A 17,180-nucleotide genomic window follows, 5' to 3' on the forward strand; every position below is an offset into this window, starting at 1 on the left:
ACATGATCAAGGACATGGAACACAATCAGGACGACAAAACCGTCCTGCTCGACCGTCAGGGCCATGGCCCGGCGTCGAGTCCGCTGACCGACTTCGCTGCGCCGCCGCGCTTCGAGCAACTGGAAGAACGGATGATCTACGCCGCGCGCCTGCGCCCGGCGGAAGCGTTCAACATCAGCCTCAATTCGCTGGTAGCGGCGTCGTCCGAACTGCTTTCGGAAGTGGTGCGTCTCAAGCACAGCGAAACCCGTGAAGACCTCTACGCGCTCAACGAGCGCCTGACCGCCGGGCTGAAACTGTTTGAAGTGCGTGCGCTGCACAACGGTGCGGAAAGCAGCCAGGTGATGGCCGCACGTTACGTGCTCTGCACCGTGGTCGACGAAGCTGTCGTGACCACGCCGTGGGGCAACGAAAGCGAATGGTCGCAGATGAGCCTGCTGAGCAGCTTCCACAACGAAACCTTCGGTGGCGAGAAGTTTTTCCAGCTGCTCGATCGGCTGTCGAAAAACCCGGTCAAGCACCTGCCGATGCTCGAACTGATGTACCTGTGCCTGTCCCTCGGTTTCGAGGGCAAGTACCGCGTGCAGGCGCGCGGCATGCTCGAACTCGAAGGCATCCGTGACGCCTTGTACCGGCAGATCCGTCAGTTGCGTGGCGACGTGCCGCGTGAGTTGTCGCCGCACTGGGAAGGCCTCAACGATCAGCGTCGCAGCCTGGTGCGCATCGTGCCGGCGTGGATGGTGGTGTTGTTCACTTTTGTCTGCCTGGTGGTGATGTATTCGGGTTTCGCCTGGGTCTTGGGCGAGCAGCGCGAAACCGTTCTGCAACCTTATCAGCCGCTTGATCCGGCCGCGGTTCAGCCGCAGTCGCAGCCGTAAACAGGGACGTGTGATGAAGAATTTTTTCAAGAAAGTCGGCGCCTTTTTGCGCCAGACCTGGGTCTGGACCCTGCTGCTGGTGCTGTTCGTGGCGCTGCTGGTGTGGTTCGTCGGCCCGTTGCTGGCGGTGGATGACTACAAGTTCTGGGAAGGCGCGACCTCGCGTCTGCTGACCATCAGCGTGCTGTTCCTGATCTGGGGCCTGACCATGGTCTTCGTCAGCTGGCGCGCCGGTGTGCGCAAGAAAGAAGTCGAAGCCACCGAAGACGGCCAGGAGCGTATTCGCCGCGAAGAGCAGATCGACGACGAGCAGAAGGAGTTGAAGGCACGTTTCAAAGACGCGCTGAAAACCCTGAAAACCTCGAGCCTGTATCGCGGCCGCAGCGAACGCTGGCGCAGCGACTTGCCGTGGTACTTGCTGATCGGTCCGCAAGCCTCCGGCAAGACCAGCCTGCTGGACTTCTCCGGTCTGGAATTCCCGATCAACAAGATCGACCGCAAGCTGACCCGTGACACCCTCGGCACCCGTCATTGCGACTGGTACTTCGCCGACCACGGTGTGCTGATCGACACCGCCGGCCGCTACACCACCCAGCCTGACGCGGAAGTTGACGGCAGCGCCTGGCGCACCTTGCTGGAACTGTTGCGCAAGCGTCGTCGCGGCCGTCCGTTGAACGGTGTGCTGGTGACCATTCCGGTGGAATCGCTGACCGGTGGCACCGAGCAGGACATTGATGTGCTGGCGCGCCAGGTTCGCGCCCGTCTGCAGGAGATCTATCAGAAGCTGCACGTCGATGTGCCGGTGTATCTGGTACTGAGCAAGGCTGACAAGCTGCTCGGCTTTGACGAGTTCTTCGATCAACTGACCCGCGAAGAAAGCGATCAGGTACTGGGCACCAGTTTCCGCAAGGAACAGGTCGGCACCGACGTCGCAGTGCTGCGCAACGAGTTCGAAGAACTGCTGCGTCGCTTGAATAGCCAAGTGATCATGCGCATGCACTCCGAGCGCGACACCCAGCGCCGTGGCCGCATCCTCGACTTCCCGCATCAACTGGGGCAGATCGGCGAGCGTCTGTGCCTGTTCGTCGACATGGCATTCACCGGCAACCGCTATCAGCGTGCAACGCAACTGCGCGGTTTCTACCTGACCAGTGCACCGCACCTGACCCAGGAAATGGACGCAACCACCGCTGGCATTGGCGCCAACCTCGGCATTAATGCCGGCGTGCTGCCGACCTTGCGCAGCGGTCGTTCGCGCTTCATCCATCATCTGCTGAGCCAGGTGATTTTCCCCGAGGCCGATCTGGCCGGTCTGGACAAGCGTGAGCGCAGCCGCATTCATTGGGGCCAGCGTGCGTTGTACGTCGGCGCACTCGCAGCACTGGCACTGTTCGGCATGCTCTGGGCGGGCGGTTTCTCGGCCAACTACGAGCGTCTGGAAAACCTGCGCACACTGGCGCAGAACTGGACTCAGCAGCGTTCGGCACTGACCCCGCGCGATGATGCGATGGGCGTGCTGAAAACCCTCGACACCAGCTACGCCGCGACGCAGGCCTTCCCGAAGAAGGGCGACGTTTCGTATCACGAGCGCGGCGGTCTGTATCAGGGCGAAGACGTCAATCCGGTGGTCAAAGTGGCTTACGAGCGCGAGCTTGAGGCGCAACTGCTGCCACGGGTTGCAACCATGCTCGAAGGGCAAATCCGCGCCAACATGAAGGACCGCGAAAAGCTGATCAACAGCCTGCGTGCGTACCTGATGTTGAACATGAAGGATCGTCGCGACGCCGCGTGGCTCAAGGACTGGGTCGCCACTGACTGGTCGCAGCGCTACACCGGCAACACCGCCGTGCAGAACGGCTTGACCACCCACCTTGAGCGCCTGCTGAAGCAGCCGTTCATCTACCCGCTGAATGATCAGTTGGTCACGCAGGCACGTCAGGTTCTGCGTGCCGAATCGCTGGCCACCGTGGTCTACCGCATGCTCCGCGAGCAGGCGCGCAACCTGCCGGAATACCGCTTCAGCCAACACCTCGGCCCACAGGGCTCGCTGTTCATCGGCACCGAATACGTGATCCCGGGTTTCTACACCCAACAGGGTTATCAGCAGTACTTCTCGGTGCAGGGTTCGGCGCTGGTTACCGACATCCTGCGTGACAACTGGGTGCTGGGCGAAGGCGCGGGCATCAGCGACATGGACTTGCGTCGCCTGATGGTCGAACTGGAGCAACTGTACTTCCGCGACTACGCCAACTACTGGAGCGAGGCCGTTGGCCAGGTGGCCTTGCCACCGATCAGCGACGCCGGTGAAGGCGCCGAGCAACTGGCGGGCCTGACTTCGGCCAACTCGCCGGTGCTGGCATTGCTCACTGAAGTACGCGAGAACACGCGCTTCCCGGCCGCCGCTGATCCGGTGGATGAAGCCGGTGACGCTGCCGATGCACTGGCTGGGCAGAAGGGCAAGCTGGGTAAAGTCGGCAAACTGGCCTCGGCCGTAGCGGACAAGGCTTCGGCGATGGCCGTGGCGAAAAACCTGCCGGACACCGCTAAGAAGTCGCTGCAACGTCGCTTCGAGCCGCTGCATCGTTTGCTTGATGACAACAACGGTCCGGCCGCTGACCTGACGCCGGCCCTCAGCGCGCTCAACGATCTGCAACTGCAACTGTCCGGTCTGGCCCGTTCCAGTACGCCGGAACAAGCCGCGTTTGAAATGGCGAAAACCCGCATGAGCGGCCAGCGTGATGCGCTGACCAACCTGCGCACCGCGTCGGGTCGCCTGCCGCGTCCGCTCAGCGTGTGGTTCAACGTGCTGGCCGAAGACTCGTGGCGTCTGGTGCTCAACGATGCTTACCAATATCTGAACGGCCGTTATCAGAACGAGCTGTACAGCGTGTATGGCAAGACCATCAGCAAGCGTTATCCGTTCAGCGCCAGCAGCACCAGCGACGTGGCGATCAGCGATTTCCGCGAGTTCTTCCGGGCTCAAGGCACCGTCGACCGCTTCTTCGACAGCTACATGCGTCCGTTCGTCAGCGGTGATCCGGGCAACTACCGCATGCGCAGCATCGACGGTCACAGCCTGCCAGTGTCGAAGATGTATCTCGACCAGATGGCGGCAGCCCTGACCATTCGCCAGAGCTTCTTCTCGATCAACCCGGCCGAGCCGACCGTGCAGTTCAAGCTTGAGCCGTACACCCTCGACCCGGCGGTCAGTCGCTCCGAGTTCAAGTTCGGCGACAAGACCATGGAATACCGTCACGGCCCGATCCTACCAATGTCGTTCAAATGGCCGACCGATGCTGAAGACGGTCGTACCAGTCTGGTCATGGACAAAATGGCCGGGCGTCCGATCGGCATCGAGAAGAACTCCGGCCCATGGTCGCTGTTCCGTCTGTTCGACCTGATGCAGACCGAGTACTTGAGCGGTCGCGACGTGCTGGTGCTGAAAGCTGACGTGGGCGGCCTGCGCGCCAACTACCTGCTGACCAGCCAGCGCACGCCGAACCCGTTCGACATGGGCGTGCTGCGCACCTTCCGTATGCCGGTGCAGCTCTGATGCTGGTGGCCAGTCCCTGGCGCAGCGCGGCGCGTACCGACCCGGGCAAGGTGCGGGCGCGCAACGAAGATGCCTTCCTCGACAATCCGCAGCAGGGGCTGTGGGTGGTCGCGGACGGCATGGGCGGTCATCAGGGTGGCGACATCGCCAGCCAGTTGATCGTCGCCAGCCTGGCTGAACTGCCGCAACACGAGGACTTCGACGAACGCCTCAAAGCCATTCGCCAGTGCCTGCACTGGCTGAACCGGCGTTTGGGGCAAGAGTTGACGGTCACCGCCGGGCGTCACGACAGCATCATGGGCAGCACCGTCGTGGCGCTGCTGGTGGAAGGCAATCGCGCGGCCTGCATCTGGGCTGGCGACAGCCGTTGCTACATGTGGCGCGGGCAGCGGCTGTATCAGCTGTCCAAGGACCATTCATTGCAACAGCAACTGATCGACGAACAGCAAATGAGCGTCGAGCAGGCGGCAGCGCACCCGGCGGCTCAGGCCTTGACCCGAGCCGTCGGCGCCGCCGAAACACTGACCCTGGATGTGCTGGAACTTGAGGTGTATCCGGGCGATGCGTTTTTGCTCTGCAGCGATGGTTTGTACCAGGGACTGAGCAGCGATGCCCTCGGCAACGCCCTCAGCCTCAGTGCGCCGCACGTGGCGCTGGAACGTTTGTTCGACGGCGCCCTGCGCGGCTCCGCTCGCGACAACCTGACTGCCGTGGTGATCCGCCAATGAGCAAAATCGAATCGCCAATCGATGACTTGCTGATGAGCGAAGAACAGGCCAACAACCTGACCTACTTCGCCTTCGCCAAGGCTAACAACGCAGAGCCTTTGCTGGCGCCAACCAAGGCCAGCATCGGTGCACTGCCAGACGTACTCGCCGGTCGCTACCACCTCGAGCGTCTGCTCGGGGCCGGCGGCATGGGCGCTGTTTACCGGGCCAGGGATCTGCTGCACGAACAGTTCGGCGATCCCGACCCTTACATTGCGCTGAAAATCCTCAGCGAAGAATTTGCCGAATCGCCGGACGCCAGTGCCTTGCTTTACAGCGAGTTCGCCCTGACCCGACGCCTGCGCCACGACAACGTTGTGCGCGCGCACACCTTTGAAGTCGACACCGATTGCCAGCGGGCCTTCATCACCATGGAATACATGCGTGGCCTGACCCTGGACAAATTGCTCTGCGAGCGGCCACTCGGCCTGCCGTGGAAAGAACTGCGCGACATCGTCCTGCCGCTGCTCGACACGCTGGCCTACGCCCACCGTCGCGGCGTGCTGCACGGAGACATGAAGCCGAGCAACGTCATGCTCAGCGAAGACGGCCTGCGCCTCTTCGACTTCGGCTTGGGTCAGGCAGAGGAGGGCACGTTGCCCGGCCTGCCGCACCTGAGCCGCGAACGCTTCAACGCCTGGACCCCGGGCTACGCCGCCCCCGAACTGCTTGAGGGCCAACAGTTGTCGGCCAGCGCGGACGTGTACGGCGTGGCCTGTGTGATCTATGAACTGGCGGGCGGCAAACACCCGTTCCGCCGCTTGCCCTCGACCCAGGCCCGCGACGAGCACCTGGAGCGCGAGCTGCAAGCCCCGCAGAACTTACCGAAACACTGTTGGCCAGCGCTGCAAACCGCGCTGAGCTTCGATGCGGCAGCGCGCACCATTACTGCCGAACAACTGCGTGACGCCTTGGGCGCCACTTCATCCTGGCTGCAACGTCTGCGGCTTCGGGCGTAACGGATGACATTCGAACAGGGAGCACACAATGTTCAACTCAGCTAACGAGACCCACTTCAGCCTCAAGGTCGAAGACTACGTGGGCGACCTGCAAGTGCTGGCGTTCACCGGTACCGAAGGCATCAGCCAGCCGTTTCGCTTCGACCTCGAACTGGTCAGCGAAAACCCCGATCTGGACCTGGAAAAGCTCCTGCACAAACAGGCATTCCTGGCGTTCGATCCACAAGGCTCCGGCATTCACGGGCAGATCTACCGCGTCGCCCAGGGCGATGCCGGCAAGCGCCTGACCCGCTACAAAGTCTCGATGGTGCCGCAACTGCAATACCTGCATCACCGCACCAACCAGCGCATCTACCAGCAGATGTCGGCGCCGAAAATCATCGCGCTGATCCTTGAAGAGCACGGCATCAAAGGCAACGCCTACAACTTCCAACTGAGCCAGCCGTGCCCGGATCGCGACTACTGCGTGCAGTACGACGAAACCGATCTGCACTTCGTCCAGCGCCTGTGCGAAGAAGAAGGTATTCACTACCACTTCCAGCACACCCCGAAAGGTCACCTGCTGGTGTTCGGCGACGACCAGACCGTGTTCCAGAAACTCGGCCAGCCGACCGCGTACGTGCAAGGCAGCGGCATGGTCGCCGACGAACCGGTGATCAAAGGCTTCAAACTGCGTCTGGAAACCCGCACCAGCCGTGTCACACGCCGCGACTACGACTTCGAAAAACCGCGTCTGCAAATGGAAGCGGCATACAAGCCAGAAGGCGAGAGCACCGAACCGGATCTGGAAGACTACGACTACCCCGGCCGCTTCATCGACCGCGCGCGCGGCAAATTCCTCAGCCAGCGCGCCCTCGAACGCCACCGCGCCGACTACCGTCAGGCCGAAGGCCGCAGCGACCAGACCCGCCTCGTCAGCGGCCACTTCCTGGAAATGTCCGACCACCCGCGCACCGAGTGGAACGACCTCTGGCTGCTCACCGAAATCGTCCACGAAGGCAAACAGCCGCAAGTCCTCGAAGAAGGCGTGACCAGCGACACCACCGACAACAAGGACGACTTCCACCAGGGCTACCGCAACACCTTCCTCGCCACCCCGTGGGAAGTGTTCTACCGCCCGGCCCTCGAACACCCGAAACCCCGCGTCCTCGGCAGCCAGACCGCCCACGTCACCGGCCCCAAAGGCGAAGAAATCCACTGCGACCAGTACGGCCGCATCAAGGTGCAATTCCACTGGGACCGCGAAGGCCAGGCCGACGACAAAACCAGCTGCTGGCTGCGCGTCTCCAGCTCCTGGGCCGGCGACCGCTACGGCGCCATCAGCATCCCGCGCATCGGCATGGAAGTCCTCGTCACCTTCCTCGAAGGCGACCCCGACCAACCCCTCGTCACCGGTTGCCTGTACCACAAGGAAAACCCGGTGCCCTACGCCTTGCCGGCGAACAAAACCCGCAGCGTCTTCAAAACCCTCAGCTCACCGGGCGGCGGCGGATACAACGAACTGCGCATCGAAGACAAAAAGGGTGCAGAGCAGATCTACATCCACGCCCAGCGCGACTGGGATGAAAACATCGAGCACGACCAGAAGATTCGGGTCGGCAACGAACGCCACGACACCGTCGAGAAGAACACCTACACCGAACTCAAGGCCGAAGAACACCGCACCACGGTGTCCGACCGCAAGGTTGAAGCGCGAGTCGATGATCACCTGACAGTTGGGCAGAACCAGCACATCAAACTGGGCACCGCGCAACTGACCAGTGCCGGGAAAGAGATACACCTCAAGGCTGGGGACAAGATCGTTATTGAGGCGGGGACTGAGCTGACCATTCTTGGCGGTGGCAGCTTTATCAAGCTCGATGGCCGTGGGGTTACGGTGGTTGGGCCGGTGGTGAAGATCAATGCTGGCGGGGCGCCTGGGAATGGGACCGGGATCGGGATCAAACCGCCAGTGCTGCCGGGGGCGGCGGATAAGGATAAGGCTGGGAGTTTGATGGATCAGGCGTTGGCTAATTCGCCGCCTGAGAAGGTTAAACCGAAGGCTTTTTTTGTGTTTTCCGAGTGATTTTGTGATGACAACAAAAAAGTATGTAAGACAGATGAAGTGGTTTTTCATTGCACTGTTGAGCCTGGGTATGAGTTCGGGTGTCTTTGCCTCTTCGTCCAGTACCGCCAAATGTCCAAGCGACAGTTTTGCTGAGTTCGTCAAAGCTTTTTCATCCGAACGAGAGATACAGAAAGCCTTTGTTGTGTCTCCAGTGAAGCATGTTCACGTAACAGCTGATGGGAAAATACCGAAGGTTGTCGAGCAGAGTCTGAGCGCTATCGCCGCTGATGAGTTGAATGTACTGCTACCTGAAAATGCCATCAGCTTAAATCTCAAGATCGAAATCGAACTGCCGAATAGGGTTATCGTTCGAGACGAGAAAGGTCACTTTTTGAAGATTTTTGTCTTCAAACATGATCACTGCTGGGCTCTGAAGCGTGTAGAGGACTGGACACTCGATGCGGTCATGGACGAAATCACCCAGTCTGAGAAACTAGCGCCCGGTGAGCTAGAGTTAAAAAAAGGCGTGATATTCGACAGACTGGTCAATAAGGCTTCTGCCGAATCCGGTATCTATTTGTACGCTGCGGTATTGGATAGCTATTTAGATGGCGCGCGTAAAGGTTCGGCTCAAGCTGCAGTTGCTGCTGCGGGAATCAGCCTTTCGGGAATGGCACCGCGATTGGACAATGACGAAATTTTGAGTCTTTTAATTCAGGCATATAACAGCATTCCTGATGTGGCTGTGTCGCTCGCACAATTTTACTGCGATCAGGGGGATTACGAAGTTAGACGTGCTTGTGTGGATCCACAGAAATCAATAGCCACATTGGAGGGTGCAGTGATGCGTGGTTCAACCCGTGCGCTTATTAGACTGGGTGAAGTTTATGAAAGTGACGCTGTCGTTCCTTCCGATCTTCCTCGGGCATTGGCGTGCTATCGGGAAGCCCAAAAGACAATGCCTCAATTAGTTGCTCGTAAGGTTGACCAACTAGTGGCGAGAGGTGTCTTGGATAACTCAATTCAGTGTATTAAAGCAGGAAGCCTTTGATGAGCACCGGACTACTAGAGCAGCTGGATAAATATCGCAGCGGTTATGAATACGGCCCTCACAAGGGTGAGACTGACATTGATAATGACGGTAAAAAAGAAATCGATTGCTCAGGCCTGGTTTATCGATTGCTGAAGGATGCCGGGTATACAATCCCTTACCGCACAACATCACAACTCAATACAGATCGAGTTCATTTCGACGAGATTCCGGTTGAGAGCGCCGAACCTGGTGATATCGCGCTTTGGATTAATTTTCATGGGCATACCGGCGTTATTGAGACTCTTAGTGGTATTTCAAGTTCAGGAGATTTTTTTGGCTCACAATCTCGTGGCCCGAAAACCGCGAAATATGGTCCGGGTAGCGATCACTGGCCAATGCCAGAGAAGGTTCTGCGTCCTAAACCACAATTTAGAGGGGCGCAGCCTGCTCCTGCGGCTGCACCAGTTCCTACTCCTGTTTCCGCAGGACCCGCACCACTGATGAACTTCCAATACCCGTTCCGAAAATCAGATGGTAAACAGTTCACTGATTCAGAGGAGATTTATAAGTTATTAGAGAATGAAACGTCGGGCAACTTCTTGTTGGGGAGTCATGGGTTCTGGCATGGTGGTATTCACATTTCCAATAACGTTGCGCCGCAATGTATGCGAGATGAGCCAATACGTTGCATTGGTGATGGTGTAGTTGTGGCGTATCGTTTGAATGAAGATTATCTTGCTACCGCCTTTGAGGCGGAATATACGACAGAGGCATTAAGGTACTCAAATTCATTTTGTCTTGTTAGGCATGATTATAAGTCACCTCCAAATACAGATGTTACACCCAATACCAATAACGAGCTTACATTTTACAGTTTATACATGCATTTGTTGCCTTACCAACGTTATGCAGATGATCCGGATTCTCTTGTCGCGCCAAAAATTAAAATGGTTGCTAGTGGATTCAAGGCTCGCAGTGATATTAATGGAGCAGCGGATTGTGTCTTATATGGTTCTATTTCTGCCGGAACGGAAATTGAAGTGCTTGAAGAACACGCGGATCATATTCATGCTAAAGGTAAGCTGATTAAAGGAACTGTTGGAGGTCGTACAGTAGGACAAGAGTTTTGGTTTGCATACAAACAAAACGGTGTCGCTTATCCCAGAGATGGTGGAGCTCCGAGTTGGACGCAGATAAACGCACCAGAGCGAAAGCGGCCAGACTATTGGAAAGGTAAGGTCAGAGCGATTGTATCCGGTATTGGAGTTACATTACGGGCCGCACCCTCACCGCAGAACAACGGTGCTTCAGCTGGTGAAGCTATGAGGCAAGTAAATGATCATGGAGAAAACAAAGAACTTATCCTCTGTGCAAACAGCGTAATAGAGTTTGATAGCGAAAAAATTCTTAATCTTAAGATTGGGCCGAAGTTATATAAAATGGCGGAATGTAGCTTCTTGCCGAGCGCTTCCGGTGCTCCTACCGGTTTGAAGTACCATTCTACGTCGGTGCCCGAAGTTTTTTGGGCTTGTGTTGAACAACCTTATGTCCAGTGGCAAGGGCTGGTCCCAGCGGAGTTTGATAAAGTTGTGCCGATGAATGCGGCAATTAAGGCTGGTGATACAATCGGCTTCCTTGGTTTGAATGAGACGCTGGCAGGTCCGGATGGTGGGGTGTCGAGAAGTTATCAAGTTCATGTTGAGATTTTCTCTGCTGATCCCAAGATTGAAGATTTCCTGAAAAATAAAGCGGCTGTTAAAAAGGGAAAGCAATATTTGCATTTGCCTGCCGATACTAATTTGAAAGGTAAATCTCCGCAAACTGGATTGGTAAAAATTTCAAATGAAAACTTCGTTGAACTCGAGAAAGCTATTCCGTATAAGGATACGGAAGATTGGTATGATGTAACGGTCACAGATAATGCAGAGAAAAAAACGGGCTTGCTTAAAAAGGAAGGCGCTTTGCTCCTCAGTCAGCACGACTGGGAAAAATTAGGTTTTCGAGTTGTTAAGGAATCGAATTCGAATGCTGACGGTTTTCTAGATCCTGATGATATGCCAGATTTTTTTCAAGCCTTATATAAAGAGTTGGATAGGCTTGGTAATAAAGATCAAAAAGTTACTCCCGAAGATTTTCCAATCGCACTTAAGAATGTAGAGTTTAGGAATCATTGGTCAAGGCTTATTGCTTATCACCCAACTGAATGGAAGTCGAAGTCGGATTCTATCAAGTGGGCGCGATTGGACAAATTGCTTGAAGATTCTCCATCTGTTCTAAAGCATGAGAAGGAGCGGATAGATAGCTTAGTATTTTGGGATGACCCAGTTGTACAATCTAAAGGGTTAGGTGACGGTGTGATTTGGCACTTTCACCCAATAGCATTCCTCAGCAATTTCATAGGCGGAGGGTGTTGCGAATTAACACTTGAAAGCTTCAAGGCTATTTTTGGCAATCGTCCGCTATTTACCGCGGATAACATGTCGACAACTTGCTCGTCTTATAATGTTGATCATCAGAAGTTTGTAGATTTGTTAAATGCTGCATTCAAAAAATTTAATTTCACTGATTGCAGATATAAAATACATTTCTTGTCTCAGTGTTATCATGAGAGTGATAAATTTGCGACTACTAGAGAGTATGCATCGGGTAATGACTATGACCTGGCAACTTATCCGGCATCGATGTGTACTCTCTATGATGAGGGTCACAAGAAATGTAAGCGGCACAGGCAGATTCTTGCTGAGGGAAATACCACGATAGGTGATGGGCCCAAATACAAGGGTAGAGGTATCATGCAGGTTACGTGGAAAGGCACCTATCAAAGATATAAGGATTTTAGCGGTATAGATTGTATTGCGAATCCGGAAATTCTATCTGAGCAAATCGAGCATGCGGTCAATGCCTCTGTTTGGTTTTGGGTGAAATACAAAAATCTTAATGCAAGGATTGATCAGTATTACGATAGTTTGAAAAATAGCGGGAAAACACAAGAAGAAATCGACGCTGAAGTGGTTCGGCTAGTTACTAGAAAGGTTAACGGTGGTGCGACTCATCTTGGTGAAAGGCAACAACTGTTTAAAAAGATAAATGAGGCTATGAAGTGAAATATATATCGCTGCTTATACTCGGCTCTCTGTTTGCTGCCACCTCTTGCTATGCTGATTTTCAAACTGTCACGATAAAGCATCAGAGTGAGAGCAGCATTGGGGTTCCATGTGTAGGGAATGATTCAATTATTCAGCTTCGGAATGGGAAAATTGGAATAAGGACCTCTTCCGGTAAGCACTACAGTTTAAATCTCGATGAGCAGGATGAAGACCTTTCAGCCTTTGTTGGCTCGGTTACAGACTCTGATCTGTGTGTGATTGCGCTTAAATATTCAGAAAATGATGTGAATGAGAGTTTTTCTTTGTTCGTCTTTGATGAGGCTTCTGGTAGGTTTAAGCAATCTTCCATAAAAATGGTAACTAATCCAGAGTTTTTAAATGATAAAATCATAAGCGAGTATATGGATGGGCCGAAAAGTAGGAAAGATACGGCCTGCTATTCGGTTCATGCAAAAGATTTCTTTTTCTGTGAGCAAAGAGAGCAGTTTTCAGAAAAATTAGAGCGAGTAGAAACGTGCAATGAGAAATCTTGTGCTCCTCCGGTTGTTGTAAGGCCTGGTGAAGCTGTTCCAGTCAGGGCTACAGTGGCAATCGAAAAGGCTCATTTCTATGAAAAAAAATCTACTGAGAGTTTTGATCAGAAACAATCTTATTTGATTAAGGGCGATAAAGTAGTTCTAAATGATTACTATCGTGGTGATGAGGGGCTGTTCTACCAAGTGACTTTTTTTGGAAAGAAGACGATTACAGCTTGGTTGACAGCTAGCGCCATTTTGATTGATGAATAGAGTTGTAAGTCTGAGCTATAACAAGTAGTCGAATAAGGGACGGATTTTATCCGTCCCTTTGACGTCTCTTACGTTTTCACTTCCTGCCTCGCCGCAATCAACTCCTCCAGATGATCCAGCGCACGCTCCACCATGAGCTGTGCGCCATCGGCGATTCGACTCAGGGCCAGCGCTACTGAGCGGTTCGAGCCTTCGACATCGTCGGCTAATTTAGCGGCGATGGCGCTGATGGACAGCATGTCTTCGGAGGCGTTGGCCAGGAGGGCTTCCGGGTCAATGCCGGTGGAAATGGTGAAGAGCCTGCCTTTGCGGCGTTTGGACGGTTTGTCGTTGGTCGGTGGGAAGTAATGAGCGAAGGCGCGGTCGGCGGCTTCTTTGTCGAGCATTTCTGTATCGATGGATTGCTCGGCGGGGGTGCCAGTGTTGTCTGGCGGGTTGGGCGTTACTTTGAACATGGATACATCCCGATATGAGTATTTAAAGGGACTGACACCCGTTCGCTTGCATTCGAATGAAGGTGGCAGCTGTACGCAGGTGTGCAAGACCGGGCATATCGGACCCGGCAGACCCCAAAAGGACCTCCCGCGCACAGCCGCCATAAAGCGTCATAACGAGCACTTGAAAGCTCGAACCTCTGACCAGGCGTTTGTGCGGCGATATGTACCGGACTTGCACGTCCGTGTCACCGTTTTTTGCGGTGACAAATCAAGGTTAGCGGTGAATGCAAGGGGTGGATAGTTCATGGATGGCTCGGCGTCTTGCGGGAAATGTCCGACGAACATGACATCCGTTTAGCCGAAGATCGAAAGATCGTAGGTTCTGTTTAAGCGCTTGCTCCAGAAAGTGGATGGGTCTTACAGCAGGTCAGCTGCGTCTGGTTTTGAAGGTTGAATGGGTCAAATTCAGATCGGATGAATTGCAGTCTTTTTTTATTTTTCCAAGGAAACCAGGGAATGAAGATTTTCAGATTCGGCGTCGTTTTTTTACTGTCCTTGCTATCGTCCCTCGCCCACGCGGAAGGCACGTTTATAGCGACCGTGCTTCAGGCGGACTTTTCCAAAGATCCGGAAGTACGACTGCTCGTCAGAGTGATAGACATTGCAGCGGGGCCGGATACGCCCTCTATGGCGCTTCGTAAGGAGTGTCTGGCGCGGGTGAAATCGTCTGACCGTCCCGGCCCGGACCCATGCTTTTCGATTGAAATCACCGAGAGCAAAAAGCAACGGGCCATCGTTCGGCAAACGCTGCTCAATGATCCTCAGCGTTCAACTGACCCGATCTATCTGGAGATTGTTTACCAGTCGGAAGTCAGTGCGAGCGATCCGACCAATCATTATGGGCGCTCAGCCTGGCTGAAAATTGAAGAGAACGGTTTCTACAACTGGAACAACGAAACCAAGCAGGCATTGGCGGACGTTGAGTGGCCAACTGTGTCGAGTGGGGCGCTTGATCTGGTCGTGACGGATACGGATGCGTTGCTCAACCTGGTTTACCGGGAGCGCATGGAACGGTTGGACGAAAATGCACAGAAAGGGCTGAGAGAAACCCAAAGAGCCTGGATGAAGTTTCGCGATGCGGAGTGTCTGCCTGAGGCGAAATCGTATAAATCGGTTTTCGGTGAATGGTCAAATTCCTGCTTGATCCGCGCGACGATAGAGCGAGCGCGTCAATTGGCTATGGCTCCGGACAAGAACAAGCAGTGAGCTAAAGCGTTCATGTTTATGGAAAGTTCATGGATAAGGACATCCTTTTAATGATCACTATGATGGTTGGAGAATTGACGAATTATGGATAGCCGTCAGCCCTTTATGACTGAGGCGTATTACAAGCGCCTTGTCGAGTTTTATGACTCTTCGGAATCATACTGGCGTTCTCACAATCTGGATGAGGACTTTCCGGGTCAGGCTGTTTCTTTAAAAGCGTTTGAAGTTAAACAGGATTCACTCCATGCCTTGATCATCAGGTATACGGCAGGTGAGCCTATTGCAAGTCTGCATGAGCCACTTGAAAGGCTCGTGGGAAATTTTGAGTTGTACCAACAAGCCTTGGCTGATTATGAAGGCGTACACCATATATCGCCGTTAAATATCGAGGATTATCCCGGCGAATTTGAGGAGTTTGTACAGGTTGCGAGCCTGTGCATACTCATGCATCGGAATGATCTTTTGGCCAGGTTTGTGCTCTTGACTGATAGGGCTGGCTTCAAAGGCGAAGATACGCTCTACGAAGATTTACTGCGGAAAAATCTGCCGGGAAGGGCAGATATTGATGAATGGTTTCATCCGGTGTACTCGCAATTGATCAGGGCGATATATGCGCCAGATCGGGCAGAGGCGTCTGCGCTTTTGAGTGAATATTGCGCTCAATGGTACGTTTCATTCGGGGACCTGCAAGCCAGTTGGCATGATACTCACTTGAGTATTAATGGTGATGACGGTAGTTACTTCGGGTATTGGGCCTTTGAGGCGGGTGCCATTGCATTTTTGTATGGGATCGACGATAGCCAGATAAAGCAGATGGTTTATCCAAAAGATCTTGTTGAGTATGCGAGAGAGATTGCAGGGCAGGAGAGGCAATGAAGGTCGTTTACCTGTTGTTTATGGCGTTGACATGGACATTGTCCGCAAATGCAGCGCTAGTCGGTTTAAGTACAGGCTCTACAATGCCTAACAACATGATCGCCGCCATCGTGAAGGAAAGTGAAATGCCTGCCGATAGTTTCCACTCCATTGCAGATGGCGTCTTGAACTGGAGCGGCGGAACGATAGCTGCCGTGGTAATCGAAGATCCGAATGGCATTTGCGCGATTTACAGGTACCAAGGAGGCCAGTTGGATCTGCCTTTTGATGGCGTGCCCTGTAAGTTTCAGGGGCCACCCTCGCTGATGTCGGATAGAAAAACTGCTATGCCCGATGTCGTGTTCGCTGTCGAGTTGTTCGTCCCCAACCGGGGCGGGATGGCCAATCACAAGGTCGCGTTTTATTACGATTCCGAGAAGAACGCTTATTGCGAGAGTCAGTCGCTTGCGAGTTGGTATCTGTCAGGGAATCGGGCGCTGGCTCCTGATCTTCAGGACGGCCAGTGTCTAGCAGGATCGGAATAGGCCAGTGCCCCGATCTCTCATAAGGAAATGAACATGAAAAAAGTACTACTTCTCTTGGGCAGCCTCCTGCCCCTGATGGCCCATGCAGAAGTCAGCACTGAATCACTTTGCTTCGAACTCTCCCAGGACAGCCCAGTAAAATTTGAGCTCCGCACTTACTACGATGGGGCCAGCAAATGGTCAGGTGGCTTCGTCAAATACGCCAAGTCCAAAGTGCCCATTTCCATCGTGTTGACGGATTCCGAAAGTGAAATCCTCGACCCGGATGCCCCTTGGCAAAACACCAGAACCTGGTCTGAAGTCGTCTACGGCAAGGTCACGGGAACCTATGAATTAATGACTCAAGGTTCACAAATCGTCTCCATGTCGTACACCAAAAAGTCCAACGGCAAGGAATACAGCTTTCTGCTCAGTCCCGGCGTTGACTCATCCCTGGAGTCCGGATGCAAGTGGGAATAGGGCAAGCACATGCAATTCAAAACTCTATTGGTATCACTGCTCGGCCTGCTGTGGACGATCCCGGTGTGGGCCGAAACAACCACGTTTAGTCCCACCAAAGGCATCGAAGCAACATTGGTCCTAGAAGGTTCCACGCTGAACGTCGCCGCTAAAAGCGCAGCCCATAGCGAGTCGCAGACAATCGATTTTCAAGCGGAAAAACCACTGCATATGCAGATCGACGATTTCAATTTCGATGGCCTGAAAGACTTTTCCGTTTGGCAAATTGATGACGGTATGGGCACTTACAGCTACTTCAGAGTGTTCATCTATCAATCCAAGACAAATCGTTTCAAGGAGGCTCAGCCCGATTGCGGCGATGGCTTCATCAATCTGCGCGTGGACAAAAAGCGTAAGGCGTTGCTCAGCACTTATTGGGGCATGAACGGGCCAGAGCAATGCATCACCCGATTCACCAATCGCAAAACCCGAATGACTCAAGGATGA

General features: G+C 54.2%; 14 protein-coding genes. 13 read left to right on the forward strand and 1 reads right to left on the reverse strand.

The genetic code is table 11. From position 1 onward, the window contains the following. Positions 1-2 precede the first annotated feature (2 nt). The 8 genes from icmH to AC3WMT_RS04255 are packed head-to-tail and all read left to right on the forward strand — an operon-like array spanning position 3 to position 13,132. On the forward strand, positions 3-878 hold the full coding sequence (gene icmH, locus AC3WMT_RS04220) for a type IVB secretion system protein IcmH/DotU (RefSeq protein ID WP_103302644.1): 876 nt from the start codon (positions 3-5) through the stop codon (positions 876-878). Positions 879-891: 13 nt separating this feature from the next. After that, positions 892-4,431, forward strand: coding sequence for a type VI secretion system membrane subunit TssM (gene tssM, locus AC3WMT_RS04225; RefSeq protein ID WP_103302642.1), 3,540 nt, complete (start codon positions 892-894; stop codon positions 4,429-4,431). Next, a complete protein-coding gene (locus AC3WMT_RS04230) occupies positions 4,431-5,159 on the forward strand; it encodes a PP2C family protein-serine/threonine phosphatase (protein WP_103302641.1) in 729 nt (242 codons plus the stop codon). The genes tssM and AC3WMT_RS04230 overlap by 1 nt, the downstream gene beginning before the upstream one ends. Continuing rightward, a complete protein-coding gene (locus tag AC3WMT_RS04235; RefSeq protein WP_103302639.1) occupies positions 5,156-6,157 on the forward strand; it encodes a serine/threonine-protein kinase in 1,002 nt (333 codons plus the stop codon). The genes AC3WMT_RS04230 and AC3WMT_RS04235 overlap by 4 nt, the downstream gene beginning before the upstream one ends. Before the next feature lie 28 nt (positions 6,158-6,185). After that, positions 6,186-8,222, forward strand: a complete 2,037-nt coding sequence (locus tag AC3WMT_RS04240) for a type VI secretion system Vgr family protein (protein ID WP_103302637.1) — start codon at positions 6,186-6,188, stop codon at positions 8,220-8,222. A 34-nt stretch (positions 8,223-8,256) separates the two neighbouring features. Continuing rightward, on the forward strand, positions 8,257-9,255 hold the full coding sequence (locus AC3WMT_RS04245) for an SEL1-like repeat protein (protein ID WP_146041221.1): 999 nt from the start codon (positions 8,257-8,259) through the stop codon (positions 9,253-9,255). Further along, positions 9,255-12,341 carry a hypothetical protein gene (locus tag AC3WMT_RS04250; protein WP_103302633.1) on the forward strand — a complete coding sequence of 1,029 codons (3,087 nt, stop codon included), beginning with the start codon at positions 9,255-9,257 and terminating at the stop codon, positions 12,339-12,341. Before AC3WMT_RS04245 ends, AC3WMT_RS04250 begins: the two co-directional genes overlap by 1 nt. Continuing rightward, positions 12,338-13,132, forward strand: coding sequence for a hypothetical protein (locus AC3WMT_RS04255; RefSeq protein ID WP_103302632.1), 795 nt, complete (start codon positions 12,338-12,340; stop codon positions 13,130-13,132). Before AC3WMT_RS04250 ends, AC3WMT_RS04255 begins: the two co-directional genes overlap by 4 nt. A 68-nt stretch (positions 13,133-13,200) precedes the next feature. Here the strand turns inward: AC3WMT_RS04255 and AC3WMT_RS04260 are convergent, their stop codons facing one another. Continuing rightward, entirely contained in the window at positions 13,201-13,587 is a 387-nt protein-coding gene (locus AC3WMT_RS04260) for a DUF6124 family protein (protein WP_103302631.1), read from the reverse strand. Between the two features lie 498 nt (positions 13,588-14,085). Between AC3WMT_RS04260 and AC3WMT_RS04265 the strand changes: the two genes are divergently transcribed. From AC3WMT_RS04265 to AC3WMT_RS04285, 5 genes are all read left to right on the forward strand, one after another. Then, positions 14,086-14,835 carry a lysozyme inhibitor LprI family protein gene (locus AC3WMT_RS04265; protein ID WP_103302630.1) on the forward strand — a complete coding sequence of 250 codons (750 nt, stop codon included), beginning with the start codon at positions 14,086-14,088 and terminating at the stop codon, positions 14,833-14,835. An 84-nt stretch (positions 14,836-14,919) separates the two neighbouring features. Continuing rightward, entirely contained in the window at positions 14,920-15,711 is a 792-nt protein-coding gene (locus AC3WMT_RS04270; RefSeq protein WP_103302629.1) for a PoNe immunity protein domain-containing protein, read from the forward strand. Further along, the gene (locus AC3WMT_RS04275; protein WP_103302628.1) at positions 15,708-16,235 is read left to right on the forward strand and encodes a hypothetical protein; all 528 of its coding nucleotides are present in this window, start codon (positions 15,708-15,710) and stop codon (positions 16,233-16,235) included. Before AC3WMT_RS04270 ends, AC3WMT_RS04275 begins: the two co-directional genes overlap by 4 nt. Positions 16,236-16,268: 33 nt before the next feature. Continuing rightward, the gene (locus tag AC3WMT_RS04280) at positions 16,269-16,694 is read left to right on the forward strand and encodes a hypothetical protein (protein ID WP_103302627.1); all 426 of its coding nucleotides are present in this window, start codon (positions 16,269-16,271) and stop codon (positions 16,692-16,694) included. A gap of 9 nt (positions 16,695-16,703) precedes the next feature. Then, on the forward strand, positions 16,704-17,180 hold the full coding sequence (locus tag AC3WMT_RS04285; RefSeq protein ID WP_103302626.1) for an XAC2610-related protein: 477 nt from the start codon (positions 16,704-16,706) through the stop codon (positions 17,178-17,180).

This window comes from Pseudomonas sp. FW305-7 (genome assembly GCF_058786735.1).

Excerpts from the sequence above, each read along its gene's own strand:
- icmH (WP_103302644.1), top strand. The coding sequence starts at position 3 with ATGATCAAGGACATGGAACACAATCAGGACGACAAAACCGTCCTGCTC.
- tssM (WP_103302642.1), top strand. The coding sequence starts at position 892 with ATGAAGAATTTTTTCAAGAAAGTCGGCGCCTTTTTGCGCCAGACCTGG.
- AC3WMT_RS04230 (WP_103302641.1), top strand. The coding sequence starts at position 4,431 with ATGCTGGTGGCCAGTCCCTGGCGCAGCGCGGCGCGTACCGACCCGGGC.
- AC3WMT_RS04235 (WP_103302639.1), top strand. The coding sequence starts at position 5,156 with ATGAGCAAAATCGAATCGCCAATCGATGACTTGCTGATGAGCGAAGAA.
- AC3WMT_RS04240 (WP_103302637.1), top strand. The coding sequence starts at position 6,186 with ATGTTCAACTCAGCTAACGAGACCCACTTCAGCCTCAAGGTCGAAGAC.
- AC3WMT_RS04245 (WP_146041221.1), top strand. The coding sequence starts at position 8,257 with ATGAAGTGGTTTTTCATTGCACTGTTGAGCCTGGGTATGAGTTCGGGT.
- AC3WMT_RS04250 (WP_103302633.1), top strand. The coding sequence starts at position 9,255 with ATGAGCACCGGACTACTAGAGCAGCTGGATAAATATCGCAGCGGTTAT.
- AC3WMT_RS04260 (WP_103302631.1), bottom strand. The coding sequence starts at position 13,587 with ATGTTCAAAGTAACGCCCAACCCGCCAGACAACACTGGCACCCCCGCC.
- AC3WMT_RS04265 (WP_103302630.1), top strand. The coding sequence starts at position 14,086 with ATGAAGATTTTCAGATTCGGCGTCGTTTTTTTACTGTCCTTGCTATCG.
- AC3WMT_RS04270 (WP_103302629.1), top strand. The coding sequence starts at position 14,920 with ATGGATAGCCGTCAGCCCTTTATGACTGAGGCGTATTACAAGCGCCTT.
- AC3WMT_RS04275 (WP_103302628.1), top strand. The coding sequence starts at position 15,708 with ATGAAGGTCGTTTACCTGTTGTTTATGGCGTTGACATGGACATTGTCC.
- AC3WMT_RS04280 (WP_103302627.1), top strand. The coding sequence starts at position 16,269 with ATGAAAAAAGTACTACTTCTCTTGGGCAGCCTCCTGCCCCTGATGGCC.
- AC3WMT_RS04285 (WP_103302626.1), top strand. The coding sequence starts at position 16,704 with ATGCAATTCAAAACTCTATTGGTATCACTGCTCGGCCTGCTGTGGACG.